Below are 16,561 nucleotides of genomic sequence, written 5' to 3' on the forward strand. Positions count from 1 at the left end.
CATTCACGGACCCCGTCCAGCCCGGGCCCCTACGCTGCGGGCCCATGGCGAAGCAGTCCCGCACCGCACCCGTGCGGCGCTCCCCGAAGGCCGCCCGTCCGCAGCGCCCGGTGACCCCGGTCGCCGAACGGCCCGTCGCCGCGGTGTGCGCGGCGGTCTTCGGCGTGCTGGTCGCCGCCGAGGTGCTCTACCTGACCTGGCTGCTGGCCGAGCCCGACGCCGACCTCGTGGGCGTGCCCGGGTGGCTGGTCGGCGTCCTGGTGGCGGTCGCGCTGTGGCCGCTGGCCGGCGCGGTGCTCGTGGTGCTCGGCCGGCGGTGGGGCTGGGCCGTGCTGGTCACCGGCAGCCTGCTGCCGCTGCTCGGGTTGCTGGCCGTGGCCGTGCTGTTCGGCTCCCTGGGTGCCGGCACGGCCACGTGGTGGGCGGTGCTGCTGGCGGTCGGTCCGCTGGGCGGGCTGGTGCTGGGCGCGCAGCGCTCGGTGCGGGAGTGGACGGGTCGCTAGCCTCGGTGCCGTGACCACCGACACAGCCGACGTCGTCGTCGTCGGGGCCGGGCTCGCCGGTCTCGTCGCCACCGCCGAGCTCGCCGACGCCGGCAAGCGGGTGCTGCTGCTGGACGCCGAGCCCGAGCAGAACCTGGGGGGTCAGGCGTTCTGGAGCTTCGGCGGCCTGTTCCTCGTCGACTCGCCCGAGCAGCGCCGCCTCCGGGTGCACGACTCCCTCGAGCTCGCCCGGCAGGACTGGCTGGGCACCGCCGGCTTCGACCGGCCCGAGGACCACTGGCCGAGGGCCTGGGCCGAGGCCTACCTGCAGTTCGCCGCGGGGGAGAAGCGCTCGTGGCTGCACCAGCAGGGCGTGCGGTTCTTCCCGGTCGTCGGCTGGGCCGAGCGCGGTGGGTACACCGCCACCGGCCACGGCAACTCCGTGCCCCGGTTCCACATCACCTGGGGCACCGGCCCCGGCGTCCTCGCGCCCTTCGAGCGACGGGTCCGCGAGGCGGCCGCCCGCGGGCTCGTCGAGTTCCGGTTCCGGCACCGGGTCACCGGGCTCGTGACCTCCGGCGGCGCCGTCACCGGGGTGCGCGGCGAGGTGCTCGAGCCCGACGACGCCCCCCGCGGCGAGGCCACCTCGCGCACCGCCGCGGGGGAGTTCGAGATCGCCGCGCAGGCCGTCGTCCTCACCTCCGGCGGCATCGGGGCCAACCACGACATGGTGCGTCGCAACTGGCCCGCCCGGCTGGGGCCGGCGCCGCAGCGGCTGCTCTCCGGCGTGCCGGCGCACGTCGACGGGTCGGGGCTGGCACTGGCCGAGCGGGCCGGGGCCAGCGTGGTCAACCCCGACCGCATGTGGCACTACACCGAGGGCATCGAGAACCACTCGCCGATCTGGGCCCGGCACGGCATCCGCATCCTGCCCGGCCCCAGCTCGCTGTGGCTGGACGCCACCGGTCGGCGGTTGCCCGTCCCGCTCTACCCGGGCTTCGACACCCTCGGCACGCTCGCCCACATCGGCACCACCGGGTACGAGCACACCTGGTTCGTGCTCGACCAGAAGATCGTGGAGAAGGAGTTCACGCTCTCGGGCTCCGAGCAGAACCCCGACCTCACCGGCAAGGACCTCAAGCTGCTGCTCACCCGGGTCCGCAAGGGTGCGGCGGCCCCGGTCCAGGCGTTCCTGGACTCCGGCGTCGACTTCGTGACGGCGACGACGGTCGGCGAGCTGGTGGAGGGCATGAACCGGGTCACCGGTGGCACCCCGCGGTTGGACCCCGCCGTCGTCGAGGCCGAGGTCGTGGCCCGCGACCGCGAGATGGCCAACACCTTCTCCAAGGACGGCCAGGTCACCGCCATCCGGGCGGCGCGCAGGTTCCTGGGCGACAAGCTCATCCGGGTGGTGCCGCCGCACCGCATGCTCGACCCGGCGAACGGCCCGCTCATCGCCGTCCGGCTCAACCTGCTGACCCGCAAGACCCTCGGCGGGCTGGAGACCGACCTGTCCGGTCGGGTGCTGCAGCCCGGCGGCGAGGTGTTCGAGGGCCTGTACGCCGCGGGCGAGGTGTCCGGCTTCGGCGGCGGCGGGATGCACGGCTACCGCTCGCTGGAGGGCACCTTCCTCGGCGGCTGCATCTTCTCGGGCCGGGTGGCCGGCCGGGCCGTCGCCGCCGCTCTGTAGCAGCCGCAGCCGCAACCGGGCCGCAACCGGGTCGCAGCCGGGCCGTGGCGGGCCGCCGCCGGTCAGCCGGCGTCGGCCACCCGGTCGCGGCCGTCGGCCTTGGCCCGGAACAGGGCGGCGTCGGCGACGGCCACCGCGTCGGCGACGGCCTGCGCGGCGGCGACGTCGCTCCCCGGCTCGGGGTGAGCGCCGTGCACGCCCAGGCTGAGCGTCAGCCCCGAAGCCGGGTCGTCGGCGTCGGCGCCGGCCCGCAGCTCGCGGGCCGCGGTCAGCAGCCCGGTGGCCAGCTCGCCGGCGCCCGCGTCGTCCGTGCCCGGCAGCAGGAGGCCGAACTCGTCGCCACCCAGCCGGGCGGCCAGGTCGCCCGGACGGCGCAGCGTGCCCCGGAGCAGGCCGGCGACGTGCTCGAGCGCGCGGTCCCCGCCCGGGTGCCCGAAGGCCTCGTTGAGCTGCTTGAAGTGGTCGACGTCGACCAGCACGAGGCCCAGCGGCGTGCCGGTGCGGGCCGCGCGGGCCCACTCCCGGGTCAGCGCCGACTCCCAGGCCCGCCGGTTGGGCAGGCCCGTCACCGGGTCGTGGGAGGAGAGGCGTGCCAGCTCCTCGGTCTGCGCGAACAGCAACCGGGCCTGGGCCGCGACCCGGTGGGCCGCGGCCAGCCCCACCAGGTTCACCGAGGCGACCATCGCGACCGCCGTGGTGAGGTCCCGGCCGTCGACGGCGGAGGTGCTGGCCGCCAGCAGGCTCGCCACCGACCACGCCGGCACCAGGGTGGCCGTCACGGGGAACGGCAGCCGGGCGTGCAGGCACAGCACGGCCGCGGTCTGCAGGCTCAGCAGGACCCACCCCGTGGGGGTCCGGTCACCGCCGAGCGCGAGGGCGACCACGGCGTAGACGACGAACCCGCCCACGAGCGCGCGTGCGGTCGTGCGGTAGCTGGCGGTGCGGCGCACCAGCACCGCCAGGACCACGCTGGCCGTGCCGACGACGACGTGGTCGCTGAGCGCCACGAGCCCCCAGGCCGGCCCGCGCACGAGGTTGACCACGAAGAAGACCGCGTTGTAGGCGAGCACCAGCCCGGCGACCAGCTGCACGTCGCGCCGGAGCCCGGGCAGCTGGGTGGCCAGGAAGCGGTCCTCCTGCGCCGGGTCGACCAGCCGCGCCGAGCGGGGGTTCAGCGCGGCGGGCACAGCTCATGATGGGCACGGGTGCGTTGTGCGCAACCGGGGGGCCCTGCGGGCCGTCGCCGCGGGGCCGGGCCACCCGGTCGGGGACCCACCGCCGGGCTGCCAGACTGGAGGGCGTGCCCCCAGCCCTCGCCCCCGCGGTCGCCGACCTGCTGCGCCGCAGCCCCGACGGCCTGGTGGCCGCGGTCGCCCAGCAGCACGACACCGGTGAGGTGCTGATGCTGGCCTGGATGGACGACGAGGCGCTGCGCCGCACGCTGAGCACCGGGCAGGCCACCTACTGGTCGCGCAGCCGCGGCGAGTACTGGGTCAAGGGCGCCACCTCCGGCCACCACCAGGCCGTGCGCGAGGTGCGGCTGGACTGCGACGGCGACGCCCTGCTGCTGCTGGTCGACCAGACCGGCCCGGCCTGCCACACCGGCGAGCGCTCGTGCTTCCACCGCCCGCTGGAGGTGTCCCGTGCGGCTGGGTGAGACCACCCCGTTCGACCAGCTGGGGGCCGGCCCGGTCGTCCCGGTGACCCGCCGGCTGCTGGCCGACTCCGAGACCGCCGTCGGCATCTACCGCAAGCTGGCCGGCAACCGGCCGGGCACCGTGCTGCTCGAGTCCGCCGAGCAGGGGAAGCAGTGGGCCCGGTACAGCTTCGTGGGCGTGCGCAGCGCCGGGGTGCTGACCGAGGTCGGGGGCCGAGCCCGGTGGCTCGGGGACACCCTGCCGGGGACCACCGACGACCTGCCCGCCGACCCCCTCGACGCCGTCCGCACCCTGGCCCGGCGGCTGCGCACCCCGCGCGCCCCGGGGCTGCCCCCGTTGACCGGGGGCCTGGTCGGCTACCTGGGCTACGACGTCGTCCGCCGGCTCGAGCGGCTGCCCGCCACCGCCACCGACGACCTCGGCATGCCCGAGCTGGCGCTGAGCCTGGTCACCGACCTGGCGGTGCTCGACCACCACGACGCCACCGTGCTGCTCATCGCCAACGCGTTCAGCACCACCCGCGAGGCCTACGACGACGCCGTGGCCCGCCTCGACGCGATGGCCGCCGACCTCACCCAGGCCGCGCCGCCCGGGGTCGCCGCCCTGGTCACCGCCGACCCGGCGACGGTCTACGACGGCGTCACCAGCAACATGGCCCCCGGGGAGTTCGAGGCCGGGGTCGAGGCCGTGCGCGAGCACGTGCGCGCCGGCGACGTGTTCCAGACCGTGCTCGCCCAGCGCTTCAGCCGGCCCACCGACGTCGACGCCCTCGACCTGTACCGGGTGCTGCGGGCCAGCAACCCCTCGCCGTACATGTACCTGCTCCGGTTCGCCGGCCGCGAGTCGCCCTTCGACGTCGTCGGTTCCTCCCCGGAGGCGCTGGTGACCGTCACCGGGGACCACGCCGTGGTGCACCCGCCCGCCGGCACCCGGCCCCGCGGCTCGGGCCCCGAGGACGACGCCCGGCTCACCGCCGAGCTGCTCGCCGACCCCAAGGAGCGCGCCGAGCACGTCATGCTGGTCGACCTGGCCCGCAACGACCTCGGCCGCGTGTGCGTGCCGGGCACCGTCGAGGTGGCCGACTTCATGCGGGTCGAGCGGTACAGCCACGTGATGCACCTGGTGTCCACCGTCGCGGGGCAGGTCGAGCCCGGCCGCGACGCCCTCGACGTCTTCGACGCCACCTTCCCGGCCGGCACGGTGTCCGGCGCGCCCAAGCCCCGGGCGATGGAGGTGATCGAGTCCCTCGAGCCCACCCGCCGGGCGCTCTACGCCGGCACGGTCGGGTACGTCGACGCCAGCGGCGACATGGACATGGCCATCGCCATCCGCACCGCGGTGCTGCACCAGGGCACCGCGTACGTGCAGGCCGGCGCCGGCGTGGTGGCCGACAGCGACGCGGCCGCCGAGGAGGCCGAGACCCGGCACAAGGCCCGGGCCGTGCTGTCGGCCATCGCCACCGCCGAGGGGCTGCGCGAGCTGTGAGCGCGCCGTCCGCCCGCCGCGAGCTCACCGTCGCGGTCGTGCTCTGCGCGGCGGCCGGCGGGCTGGCCCTGTCCGCCGGGGGCCAGCCCTGGGCCGACGTCGCGGTCACCCGTGAGGCACCGCTGCCCCCGGTCGAGCTCGCGCTGACCGGCGGCCAGCTCGCCCCGCTCGTACCGGCGACCGGTCTGCTCCTGCTGGCCGCCGCGGTGGCGCTGTTCGCCGTCCGGGGGCGGGGCCGCACGGCGGTCGGGGTGGCCCTCGTCGCGGCCGGGCTGACCACGGCCGTCTCGGCGGTGCGGGTGCTGGTCGGGGCGGTGCAGGTCGGGCCCGCGGACCTCGGTGACCAGGTCGGCCTGCGGGGCGCCGACGTCGCCGTCGCCGTCGCCGCCGGCTGGCCGGTGCTGGGCCTGGTCGCCGGCGTGCTGGGCGTGCTGGGCGGTCTGCTCGTGGTCGCCCGGGGGCACCGCTGGCCGGGCATGGGTCAGCGCTACCAGCGCGCCGGGGCCGCCCCCCGCCGCCCGGTCACCGACGAGGACCGGCACCAGGCGGCCTGGAAGGCACTGGACGGCGGGACCGATCCCACCGACGACGACGACGCCCTGCGGTGACCCGCCCCCGGCTGCCGCGCCCGCCCGCCGACCTCTCTATGGTGTCCACACCGATCCGACCGGGTGAGGGAGCGACCCTGATGAACGCCACCGCAGAGCAGACCCGGGGTACCCGGTCGTGAACGTCCTGATGGACATCGTCGCCGGCGTCCGCGAGGACGTCGCCGCCCGCCAGGCCGCCCTCCCGCTGGCCGAGGTGCAGGCCGCCGCCCGCGACGCCCGCCCCGCGCGCGACGCCCTCGCCGCGCTGCGGGCCCCCGGGGTCGGCGTCATCGCCGAGGTCAAGCGCACCAGCCCCTCCAAGGGCGCCCTGGCCGCCATCGACGACCCCGCCGCGCTCGCCGCCCGGTACGCCGACGGCGGCGCCCGGGTGATCAGCGTGCTCACCGAGCGGCGCCGCTTCCACGGCAGCCAGGCCGACCTCGCCGCCGTGCGCGCCGCCGTCGACGTCCCGGTGCTGTGCAAGGACTTCGTCGTCTCCAGCTACCAGGTGCACGAGGCCCGGGCGATCGGCGCCGACGTCGTCCTGCTCATCGTCGGCGCGCTCGAGCAGAACGCGCTGGTCGGGCTGCGCGAGCGCATCGAGAGCCTGGGCATGACCGCGCTGGTCGAGGTGCACACCGAGGCCGAGGCGTCCCGGGCGCTCGAGGCCGGTGCGTCGGTGATCGGGGTCAACGCCCGCGACCTCACCACGCTCGAGATGCACCACGAGACCTTCGAGCGCATCGCCCCCGGCCTGCCCACCGACGTGGTCAAGGTCGCCGCCTCCGGGGTGCGCGGCCCGCGCGACCTCATCAAGTACGCCGGCGCCGGGGCCGACGCCGTCCTGGTCGGCGAGGGTCTGGTCACCGCCCCCGATGCCCGGCAGGCCGTCGCCGACCTGGTCACCGCCGGGTCGCACCCCGCCACCCCCCGCGCCGCACGCTGACGCACCGGCGGACAATGGGGCGGTGACCACCACCGCACCCGTGCCCCCGCCCGACGCGAGCCTGCTGCGGCCGCGCCCGGAGTGGCCGGACGCGACCGGCCACTTCGGCCGGTTCGGCGGCCGGTTCGTGCCCGAGGCGCTCATCGCCGCCCTCGACGACCTCACCGAGGCCTACGAGGCCATGCGGGTCGACCCGGTCTTCCTGGCCGAGTTCGAGCGGCTGCACCGTGACTACACCGGTCGGCCGTCGCCGATCACCGAGGTGCCGCGGTTCGCCGAGCACTGCGGCGGCGCCCGGGTGCTGCTCAAGCGCGAGGACCTCAACCACACCGGCTCGCACAAGATCAACAACGTGCTGGGCCAGGCGCTGCTGACCCAGCGGATCGGCAAGAAGCGGGTCATCGCCGAGACCGGAGCCGGTCAGCACGGCGTCGCCACGGCCACCGCCGCGGCCCTGCTGGGCCTGGAGTGCGTGGTCTACATGGGCGAGGAGGACACCCGCCGGCAGGCGCTCAACGTCGCCCGCATGCGGCTGCTGGGCGCCGAGGTCATCCCGGTGACCACCGGCTCGCGCACCCTCAAGGACGCCATCAACGAGGCCTTCCGCGACTGGGTCACCAACGTCGACACCACCAACTACGTGTTCGGCACCGTCGCCGGTCCGCACCCCTTCCCGGCCATGGTGCGCGACTTCCAGCGGGTCATCGGCGACGAGGCGCGCGCCCAGGTGCTCGACCGCGAGGGCCGGCTGCCCGACGCGGTGCTGGCCTGCGTGGGCGGCGGCTCGAACGCCATCGGCATCTTCACCGCCTTCGTGCCCGACGCCGACGTCCGGCTGGTCGGCCTGGAGGCCGGTGGCGACGGCGTGGAGACCGGCCGGCACGCCTCCTCCATCACCGGCGGCGAGCCGGGCGTGCTGCACGGGGCGAGGTCCTACCTGCTGCAGGACGAGCACGGCCAGACCGTCGAGTCGCACTCGATCTCCGCCGGCCTGGACTACCCCGGCGTGGGCCCCGAGCACAGCCACCTGCACGACCTCGGCCGGGCCGAGTACCGGCCGATCACCGACAGCCAGGCCATGGAGGCCTTCGCGCTGCTGTGCCGCACCGAGGGCATCATCCCGGCCATCGAGAGCGCGCACGCCCTCGCCGGCGCCGTCCAGCTCGGTCGCGAGCTGGGCCCGGACGCGCTGCTGCTGGTGAACCTGTCCGGCCGGGGGGACAAGGACGTCGAGACCGCAAGCGCCTGGTTCGGCCTGGGGGCGAGCACGGCGCCCACCGACGGCGACGACCGCGCCGTCGAGGCCGGCCGTGGCGGTGACCCGGGCGCCCCGCTGGGCGACGCCGACACCACCACCGTGCAGGACGGGGACGCGCTGTGACCGCCTCGCCCAGCCGGCTCGCCGACCGCATCGGCGCCGCCCGCGCCGAGGGCCGCTCGGCGCTCATCGCCTACCTGCCGGCCGGCTACCCCGATGTCCCCTCCTCGATCGAGGCGATGGTGGCCGCGGTCGAGGGCGGGGCCGACGTCGTCGAGATCGGCGTCCCGTACTCCGACCCCGGCATGGACGGCCCGACCATCCAGGAGGCCGTCGAGGTCGCCGTCCGGGCGGGCACCGGCATGGCCGACGTCCTGGCCGCCGTGTCGGCGGTCGCGCAGGCCGGCGCCGTCCCGGTCGTGATGAGCTACTGGAACCCCGTGGAGCGCTACGGCGTCGACCGGTTCGCCACCGACCTCGCCGCCGCCGGGGGAGCGGGCGCCATCACGCCCGACCTCATCCCCGACGAGGCCGCCGAGTGGATCGCCGCCAGCGACGCCGCCGGGCTGGACCGGGTGTTCCTGGTGGCCCCCTCGTCCACCGACGCCCGGCTGGCCGCCACGGTCGGTGCCTGCCGCGGCTTCGTCTACGCGGCATCGACCATGGGCGTCACCGGCACCCGCACCACCGTGGGCGACACCGCCCAGGTGCTCGTCGACCGCACCCGGGAGGTCGGTTCCGACGTCCCGGTCTGCGTCGGTCTCGGCGTGAGCAACGGCGACCAGGCCGCCGAGGTGGCCGCCTTCGCCGACGGCGTGATCGTGGGGTCGGCCTACGTGCGCCAGCTGCTCGACGGCCACGGCGCCGACGGCGTCCGCCGGTTGTCGCAGGACCTCGCGGCCGGGGTGCGTCGGCGATGACCGCCGAGCTGCTCGCCTCGATCCCCAGCCCGGCCCAGGGCGTCTGGCACCTCGGGCCCTTCCCGCTGCGCGCCTACGCCCTGTGCATCATCGCCGGCATCGTGCTGGCCGCCTGGATCGCCGAGAAGCGGTTCGTGGCCCGCGGGGGTGCCCCGGGCGACGTGCTCGACATCGCCGTGTGGGCGGTGCCCTTCGGCATCGTCGGCGGCCGGCTCTACCACGTCGTCACGACCCCCGAGCCCTACTGGGGCGAGAACGGCGACCCGGTCAGGGCGCTGTTCATCTGGGAGGGCGGCCTTGGCATCTGGGGCGCCATCGCCCTGGGCGGTGTCGGCGCCTGGATCGCGTGCCGCCGCCGCGGCATCCCGCTGCCGGTCTTCGCCGACGCCCTGGCCCCCGGGCTGCTGGTCGCCCAGGCGGTGGGCCGGCTGGGCAACTGGTTCAACCAGGAGCTCTTCGGCGGTCCGACCACGCTGCCCTGGGGCCTGGAGATCGCGCCGCGGTTCCGCCCGGCCGGCTACGAGCAGTTCGCGACGTTCCACCCCACGTTCCTCTACGAGCTGGTGTGGAACCTGGCCGCCGCGGCCGTCGTGGTGTGGGCCGACCGTCACTTCCGGCTCTCGCACGGGCGGGCCTTCGCCCTCTACGTGGCGCTCTACTGCCTGGGTCGCGGCTGGATCGAGATGCTGCGCATCGACACCGCCGAGCAGTTCCTGGGTCTGCGGCTCAACGTCTTCACCTCGGTCGTGGTCGGGCTCGGGGCGGTCGCCTACCTGGTCTGGCAGCGCGGTCGCCCGCGCGAGGAGCTGACCCGGGGCGCCGAGGCCGCGGCCGCGGCGTCCGGCACCCCGGCCGCCACGGCCGGCGAGGCCCCGGTGACCCCGGCGGACGAGGCCCCGGCGACGGCGGGGTCCGATCCGGGTGCGTCCGGGAGCACCCGGGCGAGCACGGAGGACAGACCCTCCGACGAGGTCTGAAGGAGACGTTCGCCTCACTGCTCGGGCGTGTCGGAGCCGTGTCGGTTCTGTGTACTCTCGGCGCGCAGCCACCCGGAGATCCCGGGCCGGCAGCCGACCGTCGGAACCGGGCCAGCGACGCCCCGCGCCACGACAACCCGCGGGGGAGCACCCCTGCGGTGCGCGAGAGCTCCGGCGAGCCGGCCACCCAGCCGACGCCGTCCGAACCACCGAACCACCCGGTGCGCCAGCCCCCTGCCTACCCCTGACCACCACCCGGCCGGGCCCCTCGGGCCCCCGCCCTCGCTCCGGTCCGCCGGCGCGACGGGACAGCCGTTCGACGGGAGTGACATGTCCACCTCCAGCACGCCGAACCAGGATCTCGCTCCCACCGTGGCTCGTCCCGGGACCGCGGTGCCCTTCTCGGCCGTCCCGCAGGCCACGGGTCTCTACGACCCGGCGAACGAGCACGACGCCTGCGGCGTGGCCTTCGTGGCCGACGCCCAGGGCCGCCGCTCGCGCTCGATCGTCGCCATGGGGCTCACCGCCCTGCACAACCTGGACCACCGCGGTGCGGCCGGTTCCGAGCCCAACTCCGGCGACGGCGCCGGCATCCTCACCCAGGTCCCCGATGCGCTGCTGCGCGCCGAGGCGGACTTCGACCTCCCGCCGATGGGCGAGTACGCCGTCGGCGTCGCCTTCCTGCCCCAGGACGACGCCGAGCGCGCCGCCCGCCTGGCCGACGTCGACCGCCTCGCCGCCGAGGAGGGCCTGGTCGTCCTCGGCTGGCGCGAGCTCCCCGTCGACCCCGAGGGCGCCGACATCGGCCCCACCGCGCTCGCGGTGATGCCGCACTTCGCCCAGCTGTTCGTCGCCGAGGCCACCCGCGCCCGCGCCGACGAGACCGCCTTCGGCGGCACCGCGGTCAACCACGGCGTCACCCGGCTCGAGCGGCGCGCCTTCGTGCTGCGCAAGCGCGCCGAGCGCGCGGCCACCGAGGCCGGCAGCTCGCTGTACTTCACCTCGCTGAGCTCCCGCACCATCACCTACAAGGGCATGCTGACCACCGACCAGCTGCCCGCGTTCTTCCCCGACCTCACCGACGAGCGCTACGCCTCGGCGATCGCGCTGGTGCACAGCCGGTTCTCCACCAACACCTTCCCGAGCTGGCCGCTGGCGCACCCGTTCCGGGCCATCGCGCACAACGGCGAGATCAACACCATCAAGGGCAACCGCAACCGCATGCGGGCCCGCGAGGCCAAGCTGCACACCGACCTCTTCGACGGCCCCGCAGGCCCGGCCTCGGAGCTGGGTCTCGAGCGCATCTTCCCGCTGACCGCCGGCGACTTCAGCGACTCGGCCACCTTCGACGAGGTGCTCGAGCTGCTGCACCTGTCGGGCCGCTCCATGCCGCACGCCGTGCTGATGATGATCCCCGAGGCGTGGGAGAACCACGCCGAGATGGACGCCGCCCGCCGCGCGTTCTACCGCTTCCACTCCGCGGTGATGGAGCCCTGGGACGGCCCGGCCTGCGTGTGCTTCACCGACGGCACGCTCATCGGTGCGGTGCTCGACCGCAACGGGCTGCGCCCGGGTCGCTGGTGGCGCACCAAGGACGACGTCGTCGTGCTGGCCTCCGAGGTCGGCGTGCTGGACATCCCCGCCGCCGACGTCGTCGCCAAGGGCCGGCTCAAGCCCGGTCGCATGTTCCTGCTGGACACCGCGCAGGGCCGCATGATCAGCGACGACGAGGTCAAGGGCGCCCTGGCCGCCGAGCACCCCTACGACGACTGGCTGCACGCCGGGCTGATCCACCTGCCCTCGCTGCCCGAGCGCCGCCGCTCGCGGCCCAGCCACGAGTCCGTCGTGCGGCGTCAGCTGCTGTTCGGCTACACCGAGGAGCAGCTGCGTGTGCTGCTGCAGCCCATGGCCGCCAGCGGCGCCGAGTCGATCGGCTCGATGGGCACCGACACCCCCATCGCGGCGCTCAGCGACCGCTCGCGGTTGCTCTACGACTACTTCAACCAGCTCTTCGCCCAGGTCACCAACCCGCCGCTGGACGCCATCCGCGAGGAGCTGGTGACCAGCCTGGGCCGCACCTTCGGGCCCGAGGGCAACCTGCTGGAGGCCAACCCGGCCTCGTGCCGCCAGGTCGTGCTGCCCTTCCCGGTCATCGACAACGACGAGCTCGCCAAGATCCTGCACATCGACGACGACGGCGACCTGCCCGGCTTCGCCGCCGTGCGGATCACCGGGCACTTCGACGTCGACGGCGGCGGTGCGGCGCTGGAGCAGGCCGTGCGCGACCTGCAGACCAAGGTCAGCAAGGCCATCGCGGCCGGCGCCCGGGTCATCGTGCTCTCCGACCGCGACTGCGACGAGAAGCGCGCGCCCATCCCGTCGCTGCTCATGACCGCCGCGGTGCACCACCACCTGGTGCGCGAGCGCACCCGCATGGAGGTCGGCCTCGTCGTCGAGTCCGGCGACTGCCGCGAGGTGCACCACGTCGCGCTGCTGCTGGGCTACGGCGCCGCCGCGGTCAACCCCTACCTGGCCTTCGAGAGCGTCGAGGACCTCATCCGCGACGGCCTGCTCACCGGCGTGCAGCCGGCCCAGGCCGTGCGCAACGTGGTCAAGGCCATGGGCAAGGGCGTCCTGAAGGTCATGAGCAAGATGGGCATCAGCACCGTCGGCTCGTACACGATGGCCCAGATCTTCGAGGCCGTCGGCCTCTCCCACGACGTCGTCGAGAAGTACTTCACCGGCACGTCGTCGACCCTGGGCGGCGTGGGCCTCGACGTCCTCGCCGAGGAGGTGGCCATGCGCCACCGCCGGGCCTACCCCTCCAACCCGACCGAGGTCGCGCACCGCAAGCTCACCGTGGGCGGTGAGTACCAGTGGCGCCGCGAGGGCGAGATCCACCTGTTCAACCCCGAGACCGTCTTCCTGCTGCAGCACGCCACCCGGTCGCGGCAGTACGACGTCTTCCAGAAGTACACCGACGCCGTCGACCAGCTCTCCCGCGACGCCTCGACCCTGCGCGGCCTGTTCGGCTTCAAGGAGGGCGTGCGCCCGCCGGTGCCGCTGTCGGAGGTCGAGCCGGTCAGCGAGATCGTCAAGCGGTTCTCCACCGGCGCGATGAGCTACGGCTCGATCTCGCAGGAGGCGCACCAGACCCTCGCCATCGCGATGAACCGCCTCGGCGGCAAGTCCAACACCGGCGAGGGCGGCGAGGACCCCGACCGCTTCACCCCCGACGAGAACGGCGACCTGCGCCGCTCGGCGATCAAGCAGGTGGCCAGCGGCCGCTTCGGCGTCACCAGCGAGTACCTGGTCAACGCCGACGACATCCAGATCAAGATGGCCCAGGGAGCCAAGCCGGGCGAGGGCGGGCAGCTGCCGGGTTCGAAGGTCTACCCGTGGGTGGCCCGCACCCGGCACTCGACGCCGGGCGTCGGCCTGATCTCGCCGCCGCCGCACCACGACATCTACTCCATCGAGGACCTCAAGCAGCTCATCCACGACCTCAAGAACGCCAACGACGAGGCGCGGGTGCACGTCAAGCTGGTCTCCGAGGTCGGCGTGGGCACGGTTGCGGCGGGTGTCTCCAAGGCGCACGCCGACGTCGTCCTGATCTCCGGGCACGACGGCGGCACCGGTGCCGCGCCGCTCACCTCGCTCAAGCACGCCGGTTCGCCCTGGGAGCTCGGCCTGGCCGAGACCCAGCAGACGCTGCTGGTCAACGGGCTGCGCGACCGCATCACCGTGCAGGTCGACGGCCAGATGAAGACCGGCCGCGACGTCGTCGTCGCCGCCCTGCTCGGCGGGGAGGAGTTCGGCTTCGCCACCGCACCGCTGGTGGTCAGCGGCTGCGTGATGATGCGCGTCTGCCACCTGGACACCTGCCCGGTCGGCGTCGCCACCCAGAACCCCGAGCTGCGCAAGCGCTTCACCGGCCAGCCCGAGTTCGTGGTCACCTTCTTCGAGTTCCTGGCCGAGCAGGTGCGCGAGATCCTCGCGCAGCTGGGCTTCCGCTCGATCGAGGAGGCCGTCGGCCAGGTCGAGGTGCTCGAGACCCGCGCCGCCGTCGAGCACTGGAAGGCCGCCGGCCTCGACCTCGCGCCGGTGCTCGCCCTGCCCGAGCTGCCCGAGGGCGCCCCGCGCCGCCGGGTGCGCGGTCAGGACCACGGCCTCGACGTCGCGCTGGACCAGACGCTCATCCAGCTGTGCGAGGGTGCGCTGCTCGACGCCCGCCCGGTCAGCCTGCAGCTGCCGGTGCGCAACGTGAACCGCACCGTCGGCACGATGCTGGGCGCCGAGGTCACCCGCCGCTTCGGAGGCGAGGGCCTGCCCGAGGGCACCATCGACCTCACCTTCGAGGGGTCGGCCGGCCAGTCCTTCGGCGCCTTCGTGCCCGCCGGCATCACCATGCGGCTGCTCGGCGACGCCAACGACTACGTCGGCAAGGGCCTGTCCGGTGGGCGCATCGTCGTCCGCCCGGCGCCGGAGGCCAGCTTCGCCGCCGAGGACGCCGTCATCGCCGGCAACGTCATCGGCTACGGCGCCACCGGTGGCGAGATCTTCCTGCGCGGGCGGGTCGGCGAGCGCTTCTGCGTCCGCAACTCCGGGGCGCTGGCGATCGTCGAGGGTGTGGGCGACCACGCCTGCGAGTACATGACCGGCGGCCGGGCGATCATCCTGGGTGAGACCGGCCGCAACGTGGCGGCGGGCATGAGCGGCGGCATCGCCTACGTGCTCGACCTGGCCGTGCACCGGGTCAACCGCGAGATGGTCGACGTCGAGACGCTCTCGACCGAGGACTCGCTGTGGCTGCGGGAGACCCTGACCCGCTACCGCGAGGAGACCGGCTCGACCGTGGCCGCCTCGTTGCTGGCCGACTGGGGCCGCTGGTCGGAACGATTCAGCGTGATCATGCCGCGGGACTACCGCCGTGCCCTGGAGGCCCGCCAGGCCGCCGAGGCCGCCGGGTACGACGTGGACCGAGCAGTGATGGAGGCGGCACGTGGCTGACAGCACCGGGTTCCTGAAGTACGACCGTTCGACGCCGCCGCGGCGGCCCGTCGACGTCCGCATCCGGGACTGGAAGGAGGTCTACCTCGAGCGCCAGGCCGGCGGCGAGGACCTCTTCCCCTCGGCGACGCTGCGCACCCAGGCGGCGCGCTGCATGGACTGCGGCATCCCGTTCTGCCACCACGGCTGCCCGCTGGGGAACCTCATCCCCGAGTGGAACGACCTGGTGCGCCGCGACGACTGGCGCGAGGCGATCGAGCGGCTGCACGCGACGAACAACTTCCCGGAGTTCACCGGGCGGCTGTGCCCGGCGCCCTGCGAGGGCTCGTGCGTGCTCAACCTGACCGAGGCGCCGGTGACGATCAAGCAGATCGAGGTCGAGATCATCGACCGCGCCTTCGCCGAGGGCTGGGTGACCCCGCAGCCGCCGGCGGAGCTGTCGGGCAAGAAGGTGGCCGTGGTCGGGTCCGGCCCGGCCGGGTTGGCCGCTGCCCAGCAGCTCACCCGGGCCGGCCACGAGGTCACCGTCTTCGAGCGGGCCGACGCCGTCGGCGGGCTGATGCGCTACGGCATCCCCGAGTTCAAGATGGAGAAGCGCCACCTGGACCGCCGGCTGGACCAGATGCGCGCCGAGGGCACCCGCTTCGTCACCGGCGTGGAGGTCGGCGCGGCCGGCTCCGACGTCACCGTCGAGCAGCTGCGTGCCGAGTTCGACGCCGTCGTCCTGTCCGGCGGTGCCACCATCGGTCGCGACCTGCCCGCGCCGGGTCGTGAGCTGCGGGGCATCCACCTGGCCATGGAGTTCCTGCCCTACGGCAACAAGCAGGCCCTGGGCGAGCTGGACACCCCGCCGATCGACGCCGCCGGCAAGCACGTCGTGATCATCGGCGGTGGCGACACCGGCGCCGACTGCCTGGGCACCTCGCACCGGCAGGGTGCGGCCTCGGTCGCGCAGCTGGAGATCATGCCCGAGCCGCCGTCGTCCCGGGGTCCGAAGAACCCCTGGCCGACGTACCCGATGATCATGCGGGTGTCCTCCGCGCACGAGGAGGGCGGCGACCGGGTCTACGCGGTCAACACCGAGCGCTTCGTCGACGACGGCGCCGGCAACGTCAAGGCCGTGCTGGTGCACGACGTGGAGATGGTCGACGGGAAGTTCCAGAAGGTCGAGGGCACCGAGCGCGAGCTGCCGGCCGACCTGGTGTTCCTGGCCATGGGCTTCACCGGCGCGCAGAAGGAGGGCCTCGTGGAGGGCCTCGGCGTCGAGGTCGACGGGCGCGGCAACGTCGTGCGCGACGCCGAGTTCATGTCCACCGTGCCCGGTGTGTTCGTGGCCGGGGACATGGGCCGTGGCCAGTCGCTGATCGTGTGGGCCATCGCCGAGGGGCGTGCCGCCGCCGGTGCCGTGGACACCTGGCTGACCGGGTCCTCGATGCTCCCGCGGCCGATCACGCCGACCGCGGTGGCGCTCCGCTAACCGCATTCCTGCAGGTAGGACGTCCAAGACGTCTGTCCCGACACCCTCTCGACTCCGCCTCCCGGAGT

Annotated in this window: 12 protein-coding genes; 11 read left to right on the forward strand and 1 reads right to left on the reverse strand. The window is 74.5% G+C overall.

The features are described from left to right. Positions 1-44 precede the first annotated feature (44 nt). Together BLP29_RS11535 and BLP29_RS11540 are read left to right on the forward strand one after the other, a co-directional pair. Positions 45-503, forward strand: a complete 459-nt coding sequence (locus BLP29_RS11535) for a hypothetical protein (RefSeq protein ID WP_092804299.1) — start codon at positions 45-47, stop codon at positions 501-503. 10 nt (positions 504-513) lie between these two features. Further along, positions 514-2,172 (forward strand): FAD-binding dehydrogenase, encoded by a 1,659-nt coding sequence (locus BLP29_RS11540; protein WP_092804302.1) that lies wholly within the window; start codon positions 514-516, stop codon positions 2,170-2,172. Between the two features lie 62 nt (positions 2,173-2,234). On the opposite strand, the gene BLP29_RS11545 is transcribed toward BLP29_RS11540, so the two are convergent. After that, positions 2,235-3,359, reverse strand: a complete 1,125-nt coding sequence (locus tag BLP29_RS11545; RefSeq protein ID WP_092804305.1) for a GGDEF domain-containing protein — start codon at positions 3,357-3,359, stop codon at positions 2,235-2,237. A 113-nt stretch (positions 3,360-3,472) separates the two neighbouring features. On the opposite strand from BLP29_RS11545, the gene hisI reads away from it, so the two are divergent. From hisI to BLP29_RS11590, 9 genes are all read left to right on the forward strand, one after another. Continuing rightward, positions 3,473-3,829, forward strand: a complete 357-nt coding sequence (gene hisI / locus BLP29_RS11550; protein ID WP_243469884.1) for a phosphoribosyl-AMP cyclohydrolase — start codon at positions 3,473-3,475, stop codon at positions 3,827-3,829. Beyond that, positions 3,816-5,315 (forward strand): anthranilate synthase component I, encoded by a 1,500-nt coding sequence (locus tag BLP29_RS11555; RefSeq protein ID WP_092804308.1) that lies wholly within the window; start codon positions 3,816-3,818, stop codon positions 5,313-5,315. Before hisI ends, BLP29_RS11555 begins: the two co-directional genes overlap by 14 nt. Continuing rightward, the gene (locus tag BLP29_RS11560) at positions 5,312-5,923 is read left to right on the forward strand and encodes a Trp biosynthesis-associated membrane protein (protein ID WP_092804311.1); all 612 of its coding nucleotides are present in this window, start codon (positions 5,312-5,314) and stop codon (positions 5,921-5,923) included. Before BLP29_RS11555 ends, BLP29_RS11560 begins: the two co-directional genes overlap by 4 nt. Positions 5,924-6,053: 130 nt before the next feature. Then, positions 6,054-6,851 (forward strand): indole-3-glycerol phosphate synthase TrpC, encoded by a 798-nt coding sequence (trpC, locus tag BLP29_RS11565; protein ID WP_092804885.1) that lies wholly within the window; start codon positions 6,054-6,056, stop codon positions 6,849-6,851. A gap of 22 nt (positions 6,852-6,873) precedes the next feature. Further along, positions 6,874-8,232: a tryptophan synthase subunit beta gene (gene trpB, locus BLP29_RS11570; RefSeq protein ID WP_243469885.1), complete on the forward strand. Its 1,359-nt coding sequence runs from the start codon at positions 6,874-6,876 to the stop codon at positions 8,230-8,232. After that, positions 8,229-9,029, forward strand: a complete 801-nt coding sequence (gene trpA, locus BLP29_RS11575) for a tryptophan synthase subunit alpha (RefSeq protein WP_092804317.1) — start codon at positions 8,229-8,231, stop codon at positions 9,027-9,029. The genes trpB and trpA overlap by 4 nt, the downstream gene beginning before the upstream one ends. Beyond that, positions 9,026-10,006, forward strand: coding sequence for a prolipoprotein diacylglyceryl transferase (gene lgt, locus BLP29_RS11580; protein WP_092804320.1), 981 nt, complete (start codon positions 9,026-9,028; stop codon positions 10,004-10,006). Before trpA ends, lgt begins: the two co-directional genes overlap by 4 nt. Before the next feature lie 372 nt (positions 10,007-10,378). Next, complete coding sequence (gene gltB / locus BLP29_RS11585; RefSeq protein ID WP_243469886.1) at positions 10,379-15,016, forward strand: glutamate synthase large subunit; 4,638 nt, start codon at positions 10,379-10,381, stop codon at positions 15,014-15,016. After that, the gene (locus BLP29_RS11590) at positions 15,009-16,493 is read left to right on the forward strand and encodes a glutamate synthase subunit beta (RefSeq protein WP_092804326.1); all 1,485 of its coding nucleotides are present in this window, start codon (positions 15,009-15,011) and stop codon (positions 16,491-16,493) included. The genes gltB and BLP29_RS11590 overlap by 8 nt, the downstream gene beginning before the upstream one ends. The last annotated feature ends 68 nt before the right edge of the window (positions 16,494-16,561 follow it).

Source organism: Klenkia marina, assembly GCF_900101025.1.
Taxonomy (GTDB): Bacteria; Actinomycetota; Actinomycetes; order Mycobacteriales; family Geodermatophilaceae; genus Klenkia; species Klenkia marina.